This is a genomic window from Planococcus circulans (assembly GCF_020023385.1).
Lineage (GTDB): Bacteria > Bacillota > Bacilli > Bacillales_A > Planococcaceae > Planococcus.
This window is the reverse complement of record NZ_JAIQCL010000001.1, coordinates 117,997-135,072: the sequence shown is the minus strand read 5'-3', so window position 1 is coordinate 135,072 and position 17,076 is coordinate 117,997. Positions and strand designations below refer to the sequence as shown.

The following is a 17,076-nucleotide window of genomic DNA, read 5'->3' as shown; positions in this document are numbered from 1 at the left end:
ATGCTTAGAATGATGCTCAATTCAAAAATCCACCGTGCGACGGTGACAGAAGCCGATTTAAATTATGTGGGAAGCATTACCATCGATCAGGACTTGCTGGATGCTGTCGGTATGCTGGCAAACGAAAAAGTCCATATCGTCAACAACAATAACGGTGCACGTTTCGAAACCTATATCATTGCCGGAGAACGCGGCAGCGGTGTCATTTGCGTAAATGGAGCGGCAGCGCGTCTTGTGCAGCGCGGAGATATCGTCATCATCCTGTCGTATGCGTATGTTATGAACGAAAATGCACGCGATCATAAACCGACAGTCGCCATCATGGATGCCGATAACCAAGTCAAGGAAATCATCCATTACGAACCCGAAGCGACAATCATGTAAACCATGCAGCCCCGAAAATTTTCGGAGGCTGTTTTTCTTTTGTATGCAAGGTATGCAAGGCAGGAAAGAATTTTGAATTTTCATCTTGAAAGCGGAAAACTGCAGGATATGTTACAATTTTTCTAGGCAATCACCTAAGAAAGAGGGGCTAAGATGAACACGCAAAAGTATGTCGTTGTCGATATTGAAACAACGGGCCATTCCCCTGCAAAAGGTGACCGGATTATTCAACTGGCAATGGTAACGATAGAAAATGAGGTAATTACCGATACATATACGAAATTCATCAATCCGGGACGAACCATCCCATTGTTTATCCAGGATCTGACGAATATTGCAGACGCAGATGTGGCAGATGCCCATGCTTTTGAATATTACGCAGAAACTGTGTACGAAAAGATGCAAGATGCTATTTTTGTTGCACATAATACAAATTTCGACTTGCCTTTCCTGCAGGCAGAGCTAAAACGCAGCGGTTTGCCGAACTGGCAAGGCATCACGATGGACACGGTCGAATTGGTACGGCTGATGTACCCGACAGCATTCAGCTTTAAATTGCAGGACATCACATCGGAGCTGGGAATTCCGTTGGAAAGCGCCCATCGTGCGGACGATGATGCCATGGCTACGGCCCTGTTGTTTTTGCGCGCCAAAAATGACTTGGAATCATTGCCTTACGATACATTGGCCTTTCTGCATAAGCGGTCTTTCCAGTTGAAATCGGATCTGTCCCGCCTGTTCTTTGAGCTGACACAGAAAAAAAGAAATGCGCAGGCTGATCGTTTCGACCGGTTCCAGGGAATCCCTTTAAAGCCGAGAACCTCATTTGCGGCAAATGCGGATATGCAGGAATCACTTCCTCGGGATTGGCGTCAGGGACTTGAAACCGTTTTTCCAAATTTCGAAAAGCGGCCGAGCCAATACAATATGATGGCATCGATCGAGGATGCTCTGGCACATAAAAAAGAGCTGGTCATCGAAGCCTCGACAGGCATGGGCAAGACAATTGCCTATTTGCTTCCGGCGGTCAATTATTCCCTTAAAACCGGCAAACAGGTTTTGATCAGCACCTATACGACGCATTTGCAGGACCAGCTGGTGCTGAAGGAAGGACGGATGGTCGAGGCCTTTATCGGTTCCCCTGTGCGGATTTCGCTGATCAAAGGCCTGTCGCATTATATCGACCTTGCCCGCTTTGTGGAATTGCTGCAAGGCGATGATGAATCCTATGACGAAACCTTCACGATCATGCAAGTGCTGGTTTGGCTGACGTCCACAGAAACCGGTGATTTAAATGAAATCAATTCGTCGAGCGGTGGCCAGTTTGTACTGGATAAGATTCGCCGTTCGCATATCCGCAAGCTGTCGAAGCAGGAAAAAAAGGCGGATTTCTATGAATTTGCGCTGAAACAGGCACAGTATGCCCATATCATCGTGACCAATCATGCTTTTTTGCTGAACCAGCATTTAAGCAAAAAAACGATACTGTCCAATGTCGATGCGTATATCTGGGATGAAGCGCATCAGGTTGTGCAGGCAGCAGTTTCTCAGCATGAAAAAACCTTTGTTTATACGCAATGGAAATATATTTTCGGCCAGCTTGGCAGCTTGGACGATCAGCAGTTATTTGCAGCGCTCTTTGAGACAGCTGGACGAACCGGTTTTTCGAATGTTCCCGAATTGCTTAAGCTGGAGTCTCTGTTCCAAAAGTTCACTTCGCTTTTCGACGAAGTTTCAAGCCTGATGGCAGTTGAGTTTGCGACGAAGTTTGCCGCGAGCCGCCATAAGAAGAATGCATCGCTCTTAAGCGAGCTGTCACTTGAAGATAGCCGATTTCTGGAAATGTTGCGTTATTTGAATGAATGGATTGATCTGTCGCAGCTCGTTTTGCAAAAAGCGGAGCGTTTGACGGAAAAAACCATCCAGGACCAGCTGACGATAGCAGACTGGCGTTATTGGACAGAGGAAATGATGGTTAAGGCAGTCGAGTTCAGTGAAATTTTTGTTTTTCCGCTGACAGACGAAGTCAGCTGGATTGAAGGTGACTTGAGAAGTCTGCCGACCAGTTTATCGTTATACAAGCGGCCGTTTGCTGTAGCATCTCTGGTGGACAAAGTAGTCGCTTCAGCGCGTGAAGACAAAGCCATCATCTGGCTGTCCGGAACGATGACTGTTCCTGCCAATGACCGCTTTATCGTCAACCAAATCGGTATTCCACAGCATGTACCCATCCTGAAGTTCGAGCCGCCCAAGGATTTTTATCAAGGAGCGCATGTATATATAGTGGAAGACATGCCGGACATCCAGCAGGTTTCCCAGCATGAATACATCGAATCGGTTGCGGATGCGGTGATTCAGACTGTTATAGTGACAGAAGGCCGCTGTTTTGTGTTATTTACGTCACAGGATATGCTCCGAAAAACCGTTGATTTGATTCAGGATACAGGTTTGCTCGATGATTACATGCTGTTTGCGCAAGGCATTTCATCGGGCAGCCGCATGAAATTATTGAAATCATTCCAGCGTTTCCAGAAATCCGTGCTGTTTGGCACCAATAGTTTCTGGGAAGGCGTCGATGTGCCGGGGGATGCGCTTCGTGCCGTAGTGGTGGTGCGTTTGCCGTTCACTTCACCGGATGAGCCGATCTTCAAGGCGCGCTCTGAAATCATCACACGCGAAGGCATCAATCCATTTCTGCATTATGCATTACCGGAAGCAGTGCTCAGGCTAAGGCAGGGATTCGGCAGGCTGATTCGTTCGAAAAACGATAAGGGACTGTTCATCGTGCTGGACCGCAGAATCGAGACGAAATCGTATGGGCATGAATTTATAAGTGCTTTGCCGAAAGTCAAAGTATCCAAAGTGTCTTTAGAAAAGATGGTAACGGATATTGAAGCTTGGTATAATAAGCAATGAACTAACGAAAGGAAGGGCACATATATGGAATCGAAAATTGAAGTGATCTCCACAGTGGAACTTACGTATCAATCAGATTTATATAAAGTGGTGGACGCCTTGAACCGCACCTTGAAAGACAAAAATTTAATGTTCGGGCTGGCGCTCGATAAGGAAGATTCTGAAAAAGCGATTTTTACAATTTATAAAACATAGGTGATGAAATGAGACAATGGATCACATTCATACTTGGTTTTTTATCTTTTTTGGCAGTAGCCATCATCATCCTGGTATTGTTTCTTGGCAATAAGCCTTATTTGGAAACGGAAGGACAGGCAATTGACCGTGCAAAAAGCGAGCAGTTGATCGAAGAGGTGGAACGGGCGTATGTCTATACCAATTCTTCTGCTTCCGTAACCGTGCTTGGAACAAACAGCAAAGGTGAATTGACCGCTGTTTTTGTGCCGGAAGGTGAAGGCAAGATCCAGACGACGCTATTGGATGACAAAATCACTGCTCAACAGGCACGTGAACTTGCCCTTGCAGAGATGGATGTCAAGAAAATCCTGCATACCAAACTCGGTATGGAAAGCGATGGGCCGGTATGGGAAATTGCTTTTTTGAATGAAGAGGACAGCTTAAATTACGTCTATTTAACAGCTGATGATGGAACTTGGTGGAAACGCATATTGAATTTGTGAAAGGGCGGAAAAAATTTGATCAACTTAGCGAATCGTGTACAAACTCTAACACCCTCAACAACTTTGGCAATCACTGCAAAAGCAAATGAATTGAAAGCTCAAGGAGTCGATGTCATCGGTTTGGGAGCCGGGGAACCGGATTACAATACTCCGGCAAATATTCTGGAAGCCGCTTATCAGTCGATGAAAGACGGCAAGACGAAATACACGCCAGCAGGCGGACTGCCCGCTTTGAAAGAAGCCATCATCAATAAGTTGCAGCGGGACCAGCAATTGAGCTACCAACCGAAAGAAGTCATGGTCGGCATCGGGGCAAAACATGTCCTTTACACTTTATTCCAGGTATTGCTGAATGAAGGCGATGAAGTGATCATTCCGATTCCTTATTGGGTCAGCTATCCGGAGCAAGTGAAATTGGCACAGGGCGTTCCGGTATACATAGAAGCGACAGCCAGCCAGGAATACAAGATCTCTCCGCAGCAATTGAGAGAAGCTGTGACTGACCGGACGAAAGCTGTCATCCTCAATACACCGAGCAATCCGACTGGCATGATCTATTCCAAAGAGGAATTGGAAGCATTGGCCGAAGTTTGCCGGGAATTTGATATCCTGATCGTTTCGGATGAAATCTATGAAAAACTAATCTATGGGGATGTTGAGCACACTTCCATCGCAACTCTTTCGGAAGATGCAAAAAACCGCACGATTTTGATCAATGGGGTTTCAAAATCCCATTCGATGACAGGATGGCGCATTGGTTATGCAGCTGGTGATGCTACATTGATCAAAGCTATGACTGATTTGGCGAGCCATTCCACATCAAATCCGACAACTACTTCTCAATATGCAGCAATTGAAGCCTACAATGGATCACAGGACACCGTGGAAGAAATGCGTCAGGCGTTTGAAAGACGTTTGACTGCTATTTTTCCGAAACTGCAGGACATTCCGGGTTTCAACGTAATTCGTCCTCAGGGCGCGTTTTACTTATTGCCGGATGTTTCGGAAGCGGCCGCGAAAACCGGATATGCTTCCGTTGACGATTTTGTAACAGCTCTATTGACTGAAGCGAACGTTGCGGTTATTCCAGGTTCAGGATTTGGAGCGCATTCGACGATCCGCCTATCCTATGCAACCTCGCTTGAAACGTTGACGGAAGCTGTAGAGCGGATCCATCAATTTGTTACATCTAAATGGAAAGACTAAGACCACATTATTTTTTGGAGGCTATCGCTGGATGAAAAAAATCACCATTGCCGAAATGGCTAAATATAACGGACAAACAGTAAAACTAGGAGCTTGGATCGCCAATAAGCGTTCAAGCGGAAAAATTGCATTCCTGCAGCTGCGCGACGGTTCAGGATTCGTACAGGGTGTTGTCGTAAAGGCGGAAGTGGGCGATGAAATTTTCGCGGTTGCTAAAGCCTTGACACAGGAAACGTCCTTATATGTAATTGGGGAAGTAAAAGAAGATGAGCGGTCTGCATTCGGCTACGAGCTGGCAGTAACAGGCATCGAAGTGATCCACGAAGCGAAGGATTTCCCGATTACGCCAAAAGAACATGGAACGGAATTCCTGATGGACAACCGCCATTTGTGGCTGCGTTCACGCAGACAGCATGCCATCATGAAAATCCGCAACGAAATTATCCGTGCGACTTATGAATTTTTCAATGAAAATGGCTTTGTGAAAGTGGATCCCCCAATTTTGACGGGTTCATCTCCAGAAGGAACATCTGAATTGTTCGCAACAAAATATTTTGACGAAGACGCGTATTTGTCGCAGTCAGGCCAGCTTTATATGGAAGCTGCTGCAATGGCGCTTGGAAAAGTATTCTCGTTCGGACCTACTTTCCGTGCCGAGAAATCCAAAACACGCCGCCACTTGATCGAATTCTGGATGATTGAGCCTGAAATGGCCTTTATGGAACATGCCGAAAGCCTGGAAGTACAGGAGCAATATGTTTCCCATATCGTCCAGTCTGTTTTGAACAACTGCAAATTGGAATTGGAACGTCTGGAAAGAGACGTATCGAAACTTGAAAAAATAAAAGCACCATTCCCGCGCGTATCCTATGATGATGCCATCAAATGGCTGAATGAAAACGGCTTTGATGACATCAAATGGGGCGAAGACTTTGGCGCGCCGCATGAAACGGCCCTGGCGGAAAGCTATGATATGCCGATTTTCATCACCAATTATCCGATCGGCATCAAGCCGTTCTATATGCAGCCGCATCCAGAACGCGATGATGTCGTATTATGTGCAGATATGATTGCACCGGAAGGCTACGGGGAAATCATCGGCGGATCTGAACGGATCCATGATTATGAGTTGATGAAGCAACGCATCCAAGAACACGGGTTGGATGAAGAAGCTTATGCCTGGTATTTGGATCTAAGCAAATTCGGAGCTGTTCCACATTCAGGGTTCGGCTTGGGCCTTGAACGCACAGTGGCTTGGATCAGCGGCGTGGAGCATGTCAGAGAATCAATTCCGTTCCCACGACTATTGAACCGCTTATACCCATAAAAAAATAATGAATGGAAAGGTGGTTGGGATATGAAACAACCTAATCGGCTGCAAACGTGGATTGAGCAGGGGAATGTTAACATTTCCCAGCTTTTTTTTCAGTTTTATAAAGAACTGAAGATCACAGACGAAGAAGCCATGCTGCTCATGCATATACAGGCATTTCAACAAACCGGGAACCAGTTTCCGACGCCTGATGAAATCGGTGCACGCATGATGACTTCGCAAAAAAGCGTAACGACGATGCTGCAGAAATTAATGCAGCAAGGATATTTGGCAATTGAACAAACGACTGAAAACGATGTATTGACAGAAATCATTTCTTTGCAGCCTTTATGGGATCGAGTGCTGGACTGTATTTACAAAGAACAGCATGAAGTGAAAGAAAACACCCAAAAAGAACTGGAAGGGGAGATCTTCCAATTGTTCGAGCAGGAGTTCGGGCGTTTCCTGTCTCCGATGGAAATCGAAACCATTTCGATGTGGATGGACCAGGATGGCCATACGCCGGAAGTGATCCGGATGGCATTGAAAGAAGCGGTCATTTCCCAAAAAATCAGTCTCCGTTATGTAGACCGGATTCTATTCGAATGGAAAAAGAAGAACATTAAAACCTCTACACAGGTTACTAAACACGCGAGCTCTTTCAGAGAGAAAAATATACGGATTCAGCCGACAGAGAACGTTGCGAAAAAAGTTCAGTTTTATAATTGGCTGGAAGACCGCAATTAGAAGGTGAAGTAGATGATGTCCAAAAAAGAATGGCTTGCTTGTCTTGATGAGATGGACCGGATGTTCCCGGATGCCCATTGTGAATTGGTCCACCGCAATCCGTTTGATTTGCTGATTGCGACGCTCTTGTCCGCTCAATGCACGGACAAGCTGGTGAACCGGGTAACGGCTGACTTATTCCAAAAATACCATACACCTGAGGATTATGTATCGGTATCCTTGGAAGAGCTGCAGCAGGATATCCGCTCCATCGGCCTGTTCCGCAATAAGGCTAAGAACATCCAGGCGCTGAGCCGGATGTTGATCGATGAATACGGCAGCATCGTACCAGCTGATCGGGATCTTCTGATGACGTTGCCGGGAGTGGGGCGCAAAACGGCAAATGTAGTTGTTTCAGTGGCTTTTGGAATTCCCGCTTTGGCAGTGGACACTCATGTCGAACGGGTCGCCAAACGTCTGGGGTTGAACCGCTGGAAAGACAATCCGCTTCAAGTGGAAGAAACGATCATGAAAAAAACACCCGCTGATGACTGGTCCAAAACGCATCACCAAATCATCTTTTTTGGCCGCTATCACTGTAAATCACAGAATCCGGGCTGCCATATCTGTCCGCTGTTCGATCGTTGTCGTGAAGGGCAGAAGCGTGAGAAAAAAGGACTTGTTAAACGTGAAATCGTCACAGAAATTAACTAAAGATCAGCTAGAACCTTTTTTTCAGGAATGGAATCAGCTATCAACAGAATTAGCCGATCTCCATCACCAGCGAAACAGGGGAGCAAAAGATGCCATGCAAGCCGGCCTTAAGGTATATAATTCTTTGTTGGCCCATTGCCGTGAAGCTTTGCAGGATGAGAGATTCGAACCCTTGAATGGCTCAGAACGTTTATCATTTATCCAGGCATCTCCGGGCACTTACGCTGCATACCGCCAGATGGACGAGCTGTTTTCAGAATTGAAGAAGACACTTGCAAGAAAGCGGATCGAACTCAGCCGTTTAAAAGAATAGAGCAAAAAAAACCCCGAATGCCAAGGCACTCGGGGTTTTTCGTTGTGTTAGTTATTTTCTTCACTGTCGGCTTCGCCGTCTTGGGAATCATTATTGCCATTCCCGTTTTCATTGCCATTTCCATTTCCATTCCCGTTACCATTGCCATTATCAGCATTATTGTTCCCGCTGCTGTTAACAGAAGGCGTTTCGCCTTCCTCTTCTTCAGTCGGGTCTTCCGGTACATCAATTGGCTCATCTTCGGCTGGCTCTTCTTCTACGGGTTCTTCTTCGGCTGGTTCTTCTTCAGCCGGTTCTTCTTCAACCGGCTCTTCTTCGACCGGCTCTTCTTCAACTGGCTCTTCTTCAGCCGGTTCTTCTTCAACTGGCTCTTCTTCCGGTTCTTCAGGAGCAGCAGCAATTTCTACAACAGTCGAAGCAGGATCGCTTCGTTGGGTGCTGTTGACAGCCACAACACGGAAGGTATAGCTTTTACCTTCTTCTAGGCCATTGAAGGTATAGGACTGGCTTGATGAAGTGTTGAGTACGGTACGTGATCCATCAACCTCGACCGATACTTCAAAGGATACATCGTCGTCGCCGTGATTCCAGGATAACTGCGCTGCATCACCTTCCACATTTGCACGCAACCCGCTTGGAGCATCCAGGTCTTCAACGATATAGCGTTGCGAAACTGAATTCGGTTCTGTGCCGCGGGCGAATAATTCAGAGCTGCGCATGCTGTAGGGTGTAAAAGCACTGGCCAATTTTAATGGATCAGAGCCTACTTCTACCACTTGCTCAGTTACTGATTCTGGCTGTTCAAAACGGGCTGTCTCTGGAGAAGAAATCTCTGACATTACACTTTTGAACAATCGTTGAGATAACAGCCGTTCATCTGATGCTGTATCCATCGGTGTCTTCCGGCTAGGATAGCCACTCCAGACAGAAATGGAATAATCTGTTGTGTAACCCGCAAACCAAATATCCGGTGCGGAGCTGCTATCCAGTCCAAGATCTGTTATTTCATCAGTCGAATAGTTGGTTGTACCAGTTTTACCAGCCACATCAAGACCGTTGATGGCGGCTTCTTTGCCTGTAGATCCTGCAAGATTCGTATCCACTACATCTCTCAGGATATCCGTGACCATATATGCGGTGCTGTCTTTCATCGCCTGCACTGGTTCCGGTTCGACAACTTGTTCGGTCGAACCATCACGGAAAACAATTTTCTTGATCGTATGCGGTTCAATGAATTCGCCTTTGTTTCCAAGGGCTGCAAAAGCACCTGCCATTTCGACAGTTGAAAACTCGGCGGATCCCAAGGCTGTCGATTCAAAGATACCTTCCATGTCGAGTCCGACATTCTTCATGAATTCACCGGCATTTTCAGAACCGACTTCCTTCAAGGTTTTAATGGCTGGGATATTACGTGAGCGGTAAAGTGCTTCACGGATCGTCATTGTTCCAAGGAACTGTCCATCTACATTCCGGACATCCTGGCCACCATCATCGTAAGAATAAGGCTCATCTACAATCGTCTGGCCGGTTGACCATCCAAGGTATTCGATAGCCGGACCATAATCCAGCAGGGGCTTAATGATCGATCCTACCTGGCGGCTTTTTGCGGTAGCATAATTATGACGCACATCGCCGGTGTATTCGCGTGCGGCCCCAACTGCGCTGATTCCGCCTGTTTTCGTATCGACGACAGTAATGGCCGATTGGACATTTTCATCGAAGAACAAATCGGAAGCCATCGCTTCATTGACTTTTGTCTGGACATAAGGCTCCAGCGTCGTGTAGATCGTCAAGCCTTCATCAAGCGAATAATCGCCTTCTAATGATTCAAGCTCATTTTCAACCATCTCCATGAACGCTGTGTGTTCGCTGCTGGCCGTCTGAGGCTGGCGTTCGCCTTCAGGAACCAATGAATCGGCAACGGGTGCTGCCTGTGCCTGTTCTTTTTCTTCCGTACTGATTTTCTCGTGCTGTTCCATCAGGCTCAAAACGACATTTCGCCGTTCTTCTGCACGTTCAGGGTTAGTGAACGGATTATACCCATTGGGACTTTGCGGCATACCTGCAAGCAAAGCCGATTCAGCGAGAGTCAGCTCACTCAGTGGCTTGCCGTAAAAATATTCTGAAGCAGTTCCGAAACCATAGATATTTCCGGACATCAGAATCTTATTGAAATACATCTCGAAAATTTCCTCTTTTTCGTATTCACGTTCCAGCTTAAATGCAAGGTAAGCTTCCTGTGCTTTTCGTTTTAAGGTCTTGTCGTTTGTTAAAAACGAATTCTTGATCACCTGCTGGGTGATGGTGCTGGCTCCCTGTGAGCCGAAGCCGCCGGTGATGTTTGCAATGACAGCACCACCTAAGCGGATGACATCGATTCCGGAGTGTTCATAGAAGCGATTATCTTCCGTCGCTAAAATGGCATTTTCGATCGATTCGGGAATATTTTCATAATCGACATACTCCCGATTTTCGGCGGTGATATAAGGGATTTCGGTTTCACCGTCTGCTGCATAGAAAGTCGGACTGATCGGATCACGCAATAATTCTTCATCAAGGTCTGGCGCGCTGCTTGCATAGTACGCAAACAGGGAGGCTCCGAAGACGAAAACGGCTATACCGATGGCGACAATTGCCAGCAGGATGCGTTTCATCCATGTCACTGCAGGGGATTTCTTTTTCTTTTTGTTATTGGTCTTCTTTTGGCGTTCGATTGCTTTGCGGCGCTCTTCACGCGAAATTTGTTTATCGCTCAAAATCGGTTCCTCACTTTCATATATATGATGGTGCTTAAAGCTTAGTCAAAAGAGGCAAATAATCGATGCGTGGGAATGCTCCAGGTGTTATCTCAAATGAAGTTTCTTCAATTTCCTGCAAAGTAACCGATTTTCTTCCGCCAGTCATCATCCGGTTCCAAAAAACCTCGAGTTCTCCAAACGGCATGATGAAATACCGCTGCCAGGAAGAGAATCGAATGATCATAAACGCCGTACCATTCTGCTTGACGACCTGGGACATGTGATGAATCTGGTGATCATGAATATTCTTCAATGGGAAGGATGTCTTGTTTTCCGTTTCCTTTGCTTCAAAGTCGATATACCGGCCGTTCCACACGCCGTTGTAATCTGTCGTGGAAGGAGCCTGGAAATACGCTTCCCGGATGACGGCTGCACTTCTGGAAGGGTACTCCACTCTGACGATCTGAAGGGGCACCGGTTTTTTATGGATGACGGCCAATCCCAGCTGAAGATAATAATCATTGGTTTCATTCAATTCGTCTTCTAATGTCTTGCCGCGGTTGCTGAAGGAGAAATCCTTCTTCTTTTTTGCGGCAGTTTTTTCTTTGGCAGGTTGAACTTTTGACGGAATGAATTTTTTCCCGTTCGGGTAATTGATTGCCATTGTGATACACCTCGCTAACTCTATCATATCACAAGCTTTTAGACGACTGATATGATGAAAAGTTTCAACTGATTAAGTTGAGGTTGAGACCGTTGCCTATGGCTGTTCCGTGATTCTTTTTCACATACCCTTGAAGCTGTTTCCGGTATCGCCGTGCGGAGAGGATCGCTGAGAGGCAAAGGCAGCTAAACAAATCAACTCGATACTCTGAAGTTCAACTTTATAGTCCACCCTATTTATATCTTCTAATAATAGCGGATTTCTTCCCACGTTCCAACAGGAAAGAATGTCTGTTCGATAAAAGTCGTGTCGCTTTAGTGAATATGATAAACTAATGGCAATGGAGGGGTTGCAAAATGACAGTTAGAGAACTCTCTTCTGCATTATACGACGAATGCGGAAAATGCTTGGACCGCTTTTATGAAATGCGCGAAAAAGACGCGGTTCCTGATTTTTACGAGGATGTTAAACCATATGCCGATTACTGGCATGGAAAAATAAATGAATGGCAAAAAGAATCATTGCTGTATATCCAGCAAGAGCGCCCTAAGTATGTCCACAAGCCGACAATTGATACAGCGGCGGAAGGCATGACACAATTTTTTGTTCAGAGTTTTTATAAGGAGACAAGCAAGAAACGCTTTATCCAGACAATTCAGGCGGCCCAATACACGCTCCAGACATTCATCTTGGCCATCGATGAAAAGAGTGCTCAGAATGATTAAGCGAAAAAACCTGCCTGAGTTGATGGATGAATGGAAAACAGAACCGGATATGATGGAGCGGATCGTGCATTGGCATACCAGACAAGAAAAACCTGCCCAATACGCTGACTTTCCACCGGAAATGCACGACAGCCTAAAAGCGGCTCTCCGCAAAAAAGGCATAGAGCAGTTGTATACCCATCAGCGTGAAGCGTTCGATTTGGCGACTTCCGGTAATTCGTTCACCGCCGTAACACCGACAGCGTCAGGAAAGTCCTATTGCTATCATCTGCCGGTCCTGCACAAGATTCTAAACGATCCGGGTGCACGGGCTCTGTACTTGTTCCCGACAAAAGCATTGGCGCAAGACCAGAAAAGTGATCTCCATGACTTGATCGAGAAGACCGAAGAGTCGATTCTATCTTATACCTATGACGGAGACACGTCACCGGCGATTCGGACCAAGGTACGTAAAGCAGGACAGATTGTGATGACCAATCCGGACATGCTGCATTCCGCCATCCTGCCGCATCATACAAAATGGGTCTCTCTTTTCGAGAACCTTCATTATATAGTCATCGATGAACTGCATACGTACAAAGGCATATTCGGCACACATGTGGCGCATGTTATCCGCAGACTCAAAAGGATCTGTGAATTTTACGGCAGCAATCCGGTCTTTATCTGTACATCCGCGACCATCGCCAATCCAAAAGAGCTGGCGGAAAACCTGACCAACAGCATCCACAAGCTGATTGACCAAAACGGGGCACCTTCAGGCAAGAAACATATCGTCTTCTACAATCCACCGATTATCCATCCGACTTTCGGTGTCCGCAGAAGCGCGATATTGGAAGTCCGCGACCTGGCCACCCATTTGATCAAAAATGGCATTCAGACCATCGTCTTTGCCAAGAGCCGGGTCCGTGTCGAGATGCTGGTAACGTATCTTCAGGCGATCACCAAAATGAAGCTGCAGGACGACTCGATTAAAGGCTACCGGGGGGGCTATCTGCCGACGGAGCGCCGAGCCATCGAAAAAGGCTTGCGTGACGGTTCGATCCAATGCGTGGTATCCACCAATGCACTGGAGCTTGGCGTCGACATCGGACAGCTTCAGGCCTGCATCATGACGGGCTATCCCGGCAATATCGCCAGCGCCTGGCAGCAGGCAGGACGGGCTGGACGGCGGCAGGATGAATCGCTGGTGATCTATGTAGCCCAGTCGACAGCACTTGATCAATACATCATCAACCATCCGGAATATTTGCTGGACCAGTCTCCGGAAGAAGCACGCATCCACCCGGAGAACATCATCATCCTGATGGACCATTTGAAATGTGCTTCGTTTGAATTGCCATTTCGCATTGACGATCAATACGGGGAGTTCGAAGTCCAGGAACTGCTCGAGTACCTGCAGGAAGAAGGGGTGCTCGTCCGGACATCGGATCGCTGGCATTGGATGAGCGATCGTTTCCCGGCGCATGACATCTCCCTGCGGTCAGCTTCGCAGGAAAATGTCGTCATCATCGACCAGTCTATACCTGCAGACACACGTGTGATCGGTGAAATGGACCGTTTCAGCGCCATGACATTATTGCATGAAGAAGCGATTTACCTGCATCAGGGCACACAATTTCAAGTGGAGATCCTGGACTGGGAAGAAAAGAAAGCTTACGTCAGGGAAGTCGACGTCGATTATTTCACGGATGCCAATCTGGCAGTGGAACTGAAAGTGATGAGTGAAGACAAAGACAAGAAGATGAACGGCTCGGAAGTTTTTTACGGGGATATCGCGGTACTCGCGATGCCGACGATTTTCAAAAAAATCCGTTTTGATTCACATGACAATATCGGTTCCGGACCGATTTCACTGCCGGCGGAAGAGTTGCATACGTCGTCGACGTGGCTGAGCTTCACGAAGCCGGAAGATTTTTCGGAAGCGGAATTGTCGGATACCATGACCGGAGCTGCCTATGCGATCGAGTCGTTCATCCCGATATTCGTTCAATGCGACCGGCGGGATGTCCATGTCGTACCGCAGGTGAAATCGCCGCACAATGATATGCCATCCTTTTTCATCCACGACTCCTATCCGGGGGGCATCGGTATCAGCGAGCGGATCTACGATTTGTGGCGGCCATTGCTCGATAAAGCGCAGCAGCATGTCTCGGAATGCCCTTGCCTGGACGGATGCCCGTCCTGCATCGGTGCACAAGATGCTGCCGTCAGCATGAAGAGCCATGTCATCCGGTTGCTGGATGAGCTTCGCAAAGAGAGGTGAAGAGGGATGTCGTTTGAAAATAAGCTTCTCCAGATGAAAGGCATGTTGAAGAAAAAGCCTGCCCAGAAGCAGCAGCCCAAAGCGGCAGAGCGGCCGCTTCACGAAGATAAATGGAATAGGATCGGTTTGGAGCTTGTCGAGAATAAATTCGGATTTGTCTTTCGGAAGAAAATCATCTATCCGCTCGATACCCTTCATGGATCCGTTACCTTGAATGAACTGGATCCCGTACTGAAGGCCTGGGAAAATACGGATTTTGACCACCCTTTCAAACTGAAGGAAGAGGATCCGCTCGTCTTTTTCGATACGGAGACGACAGGGCTCAGCGGAACGGGTGCTTATATCTTTTTGATCGGCCTATTGGTCAAGCGCAGTGATCATTTCGAGATGATGCAATACATCATGCCGGACCCTTCGCATGAAGCGGCGTTTCTATATGAGACCGGTCTATGGAAAACGGATGATCCCATCATCTTTTCCTATAACGGCAAAAGCTTCGATTGGCCCCAGCTGATGTCCCGCTGGACCATGCATCGACACATTCTTCCGAAATTGCCGGTGCCGCGCCAAATCGATTTGTTCCATGGCACCAAACGGATCTGGAAAAATGAATTGGCCCGGATGAAGCTGAGCACCATCGAAGAGGAGAAGCTCGGTTTTATGCGGCAGGGGGATGTGCCGGGCTACCTGATTCCCGCCATCTACCTCGATGCAGTGAAGAGCGGTTTTCCGGATGGCCTGGCAAAAGTTCTGTACCACAATGAACTGGATATCCTGTCACTGGTGTCATTGTATGTATTGTCATCCAATTTACTGATGGAGGATATGGAATCGGAAACGAGCGGTGCCTACACCAATATCGGCAAATGGTATGCCGACTTGAAGCAGTTCGACCAAAGTGCGGCTTATCTCGAACATGTTACGGTCGAAAGAGGAGCCTCTTCTGCATTAGCGCGTTATTTGTTGGCCATTCAGAAAAAAAGAGGTGGCCAGCCGGAGGAAGCCGTTAAATTGTTCAAGGAAGCTGCCCCTCACTTGCGCGGCAGCATCGAAGTGGAAGCATGGATCCATGCAGCCAAATTGTACGAGCATCAACTGCGTGATTTGGATCAGGCAGTCATCATGGCCGGCTTTGCAAAAGAAGCAAGCGAGCATACGAAAGTGCGCCAGTCGCTCATTGAAGACATCCGTAAAAGATTGGCGCGCCTGGAAGAGAAAAAGCGAAAAAAACGCCCGGAACTTGAAGAGAACTAAACACGAAAAATCCACCTTATGCTATACTTAGCATAAGGTAGTTTTTTATGGAAGGACGATTGGAATGGAAAATAAATTCACATCTAAAGATATACTTGAAAAAGATTTTAAAACAGCGATGCGCGGTTACAATCAGGATGAAGTGGACCATTTCCTGGACGAAATCATCCAGGATTACGAAGCTTTCTCGAAGCGGATCGAACAACTTCAAAATGAAAACAAACGCTTGCGTATGGAATTGGAAGATACACCAAGAAAACAGGCGACACCGGCTCCCGGCACAACCAATTTCGATATTTTGCGCCGCCTATCCCATTTAGAGAACCATGTTTTCGGAAACAAACTGGACAACAACTAAAACGATTGTTTTATTGCATCAAATGACGTATACTTATAAAGCCATTTGAAATTCTGGCAATCGCTCCGGCTTTTTAGCTGGAGAGGAAAGTCCATGCTCGCACGGTTCTGAGATGACCGTAGTGATCGCGCCCAGTGAAACAATAAGCTGGGGCAGCTAGCAATAGCTGACGGCGGGTAGAACGCCTAAGTCTTCGGATATGGCCGAAATACCCTGAAGGTGCCACAGTGACGGAGCTGTATAAGAAATTATACAGGTGGAACGAGGTAAACCCCGTGAGCGAGAAACCCAAATTATGGTAGGGGCACTTTTCTGAGGGAAATGAACCGATGAAGAGGCAGACGCAAGTTTGCAGATAGATGGTTGCTGTCCACTAGTACAAGGTGCAAACCGTTTGAGTACGTGGAAACAAAACATGGCTTATAGAATTTCACATGGTCTTAAAATGCTTATCAAAGGCTCCCCTTTTGGGGGAGCTTTTCTTCATATTAAAAGACGGAATGTTTAAAAGCATAGATTTTGAAGAAATCGTTTCAGGCGGACGCTTTCCGCGGGCGAAGCGTTGAGCCTCCTCGTCGCAAGCTCCTGCGGGGTCTCATCACTCCGCTTTCCCGCAGGAGTCGCCGCCTTCCACTCTTTCTTCTAAGAGATATCCAGAGAATACAAACTTAAATGTTTTGCGGAATAACCTACAAGATTTATAAAATTTGCTTCCTTATTTTTCTGATTTAAAAAGATATGGAGCACACCAACGGAGACTCCCGCGGTATAGCGAAGTGCCGAAATCCACTCGGACAGCAAGTCCGAGTTAGTTCGGCGCAAG

Annotated in this window: 15 protein-coding genes and 1 other RNA gene; 14 read left to right on the top strand and 2 right to left on the bottom strand. The window is 47.0% G+C overall.

Annotated elements, in window-relative coordinates; translation table 11 throughout:
- The 9 genes from panD to K8U60_RS00700 all read left to right on the top strand — a co-directional run bounded on the left by panD (position 1) and on the right by K8U60_RS00700 (position 8,251).
- On the top strand, positions 1 to 384 hold the full coding sequence (gene panD, locus K8U60_RS00740; protein ID WP_223632766.1) for an aspartate 1-decarboxylase: 384 nt from the start codon (positions 1 to 3) through the stop codon (positions 382 to 384).
- Between the two features lie 153 nt (positions 385 to 537).
- Complete coding sequence (dinG, locus tag K8U60_RS00735) at positions 538 to 3,300, top strand: ATP-dependent DNA helicase DinG (RefSeq protein WP_223632764.1); 2,763 nt, start codon at positions 538 to 540, stop codon at positions 3,298 to 3,300.
- Positions 3,301 to 3,324: 24 nt separating this feature from the next.
- On the top strand, positions 3,325 to 3,495 hold the full coding sequence (locus K8U60_RS00730; protein WP_191714259.1) for a YpmA family protein: 171 nt from the start codon (positions 3,325 to 3,327) through the stop codon (positions 3,493 to 3,495).
- 8 nt (positions 3,496 to 3,503) lie between these two features.
- Positions 3,504 to 3,980 carry a cell wall elongation regulator TseB-like domain-containing protein gene (locus tag K8U60_RS00725; protein WP_223632762.1) on the top strand — a complete coding sequence of 159 codons (477 nt, stop codon included), beginning with the start codon at positions 3,504 to 3,506 and terminating at the stop codon, positions 3,978 to 3,980.
- A 15-nt stretch (positions 3,981 to 3,995) separates the two neighbouring features.
- Positions 3,996 to 5,186, top strand: coding sequence for a pyridoxal phosphate-dependent aminotransferase (locus tag K8U60_RS00720; RefSeq protein ID WP_263298520.1), 1,191 nt, complete (start codon positions 3,996 to 3,998; stop codon positions 5,184 to 5,186).
- Between the two features lie 31 nt (positions 5,187 to 5,217).
- Complete coding sequence (asnS, locus tag K8U60_RS00715) at positions 5,218 to 6,513, top strand: asparagine--tRNA ligase (RefSeq protein ID WP_223632759.1); 1,296 nt, start codon at positions 5,218 to 5,220, stop codon at positions 6,511 to 6,513.
- A gap of 30 nt (positions 6,514 to 6,543) precedes the next feature.
- On the top strand, positions 6,544 to 7,245 hold the full coding sequence (locus K8U60_RS00710; RefSeq protein ID WP_223632756.1) for a DnaD domain-containing protein: 702 nt from the start codon (positions 6,544 to 6,546) through the stop codon (positions 7,243 to 7,245).
- 12 nt (positions 7,246 to 7,257) lie between these two features.
- Complete coding sequence (gene nth, locus K8U60_RS00705; protein ID WP_223632754.1) at positions 7,258 to 7,938, top strand: endonuclease III; 681 nt, start codon at positions 7,258 to 7,260, stop codon at positions 7,936 to 7,938.
- Entirely contained in the window at positions 7,913 to 8,251 is a 339-nt protein-coding gene (locus tag K8U60_RS00700; protein ID WP_223632751.1) for a YpoC family protein, read from the top strand. Before nth ends, K8U60_RS00700 begins: the two co-directional genes overlap by 26 nt.
- 47 nt (positions 8,252 to 8,298) lie before the next feature.
- Here the strand turns inward: K8U60_RS00700 and K8U60_RS00695 are convergent, their stop codons facing one another.
- A complete protein-coding gene (locus K8U60_RS00695) occupies positions 8,299 to 11,007 on the bottom strand; it encodes a penicillin-binding protein 1A (protein ID WP_223632748.1) in 2,709 nt (902 codons plus the stop codon).
- A 34-nt stretch (positions 11,008 to 11,041) separates the two neighbouring features.
- Positions 11,042 to 11,653, bottom strand: a complete 612-nt coding sequence (recU, locus tag K8U60_RS00690; protein ID WP_223632745.1) for a Holliday junction resolvase RecU — start codon at positions 11,651 to 11,653, stop codon at positions 11,042 to 11,044.
- A gap of 356 nt (positions 11,654 to 12,009) precedes the next feature.
- On the opposite strand from recU, the gene K8U60_RS00685 reads away from it, so the two are divergent.
- The 5 genes from K8U60_RS00685 to rnpB all read left to right on the top strand — a co-directional run bounded on the left by K8U60_RS00685 (position 12,010) and on the right by rnpB (position 16,681).
- Entirely contained in the window at positions 12,010 to 12,378 is a 369-nt protein-coding gene (locus K8U60_RS00685) for a YppE family protein (RefSeq protein WP_223632742.1), read from the top strand.
- Positions 12,371 to 14,641, top strand: coding sequence for a DEAD/DEAH box helicase (locus K8U60_RS00680; protein WP_263298519.1), 2,271 nt, complete (start codon positions 12,371 to 12,373; stop codon positions 14,639 to 14,641). The genes K8U60_RS00685 and K8U60_RS00680 overlap by 8 nt, the downstream gene beginning before the upstream one ends.
- 6 nt (positions 14,642 to 14,647) lie before the next feature.
- Positions 14,648 to 15,895, top strand: coding sequence for a ribonuclease H-like domain-containing protein (locus K8U60_RS00675; protein WP_223632739.1), 1,248 nt, complete (start codon positions 14,648 to 14,650; stop codon positions 15,893 to 15,895).
- Between the two features lie 64 nt (positions 15,896 to 15,959).
- Positions 15,960 to 16,253, top strand: a complete 294-nt coding sequence (gpsB, locus tag K8U60_RS00670; RefSeq protein WP_223632736.1) for a cell division regulator GpsB — start codon at positions 15,960 to 15,962, stop codon at positions 16,251 to 16,253.
- Between the two features lie 48 nt (positions 16,254 to 16,301).
- Positions 16,302 to 16,681: RNase P RNA component class B (rnpB, locus tag K8U60_RS00665), an RNA gene on the top strand.
- The last annotated feature ends 395 nt before the right edge of the window (positions 16,682 to 17,076 follow it).

Excerpts from the sequence above, each read along its gene's own strand:
- K8U60_RS00680 (WP_263298519.1), top strand. The coding sequence starts at position 12,371 with ATGATTAAGCGAAAAAACCTGCCTGAGTTGATGGATGAATGGAAAACA.
- K8U60_RS00685 (WP_223632742.1), top strand. The coding sequence starts at position 12,010 with ATGACAGTTAGAGAACTCTCTTCTGCATTATACGACGAATGCGGAAAA.
- panD (WP_223632766.1), top strand. The coding sequence starts at position 1 with ATGCTTAGAATGATGCTCAATTCAAAAATCCACCGTGCGACGGTGACA.
- K8U60_RS00725 (WP_223632762.1), top strand. The coding sequence starts at position 3,504 with ATGAGACAATGGATCACATTCATACTTGGTTTTTTATCTTTTTTGGCA.
- gpsB (WP_223632736.1), top strand. The coding sequence starts at position 15,960 with ATGGAAAATAAATTCACATCTAAAGATATACTTGAAAAAGATTTTAAA.
- K8U60_RS00675 (WP_223632739.1), top strand. The coding sequence starts at position 14,648 with ATGTCGTTTGAAAATAAGCTTCTCCAGATGAAAGGCATGTTGAAGAAA.
- K8U60_RS00710 (WP_223632756.1), top strand. The coding sequence starts at position 6,544 with ATGAAACAACCTAATCGGCTGCAAACGTGGATTGAGCAGGGGAATGTT.
- asnS (WP_223632759.1), top strand. The coding sequence starts at position 5,218 with ATGAAAAAAATCACCATTGCCGAAATGGCTAAATATAACGGACAAACA.
- dinG (WP_223632764.1), top strand. The coding sequence starts at position 538 with ATGAACACGCAAAAGTATGTCGTTGTCGATATTGAAACAACGGGCCAT.
- recU (WP_223632745.1), bottom strand. The coding sequence starts at position 11,653 with ATGGCAATCAATTACCCGAACGGGAAAAAATTCATTCCGTCAAAAGTT.
- nth (WP_223632754.1), top strand. The coding sequence starts at position 7,258 with ATGATGTCCAAAAAAGAATGGCTTGCTTGTCTTGATGAGATGGACCGG.
- K8U60_RS00730 (WP_191714259.1), top strand. The coding sequence starts at position 3,325 with ATGGAATCGAAAATTGAAGTGATCTCCACAGTGGAACTTACGTATCAA.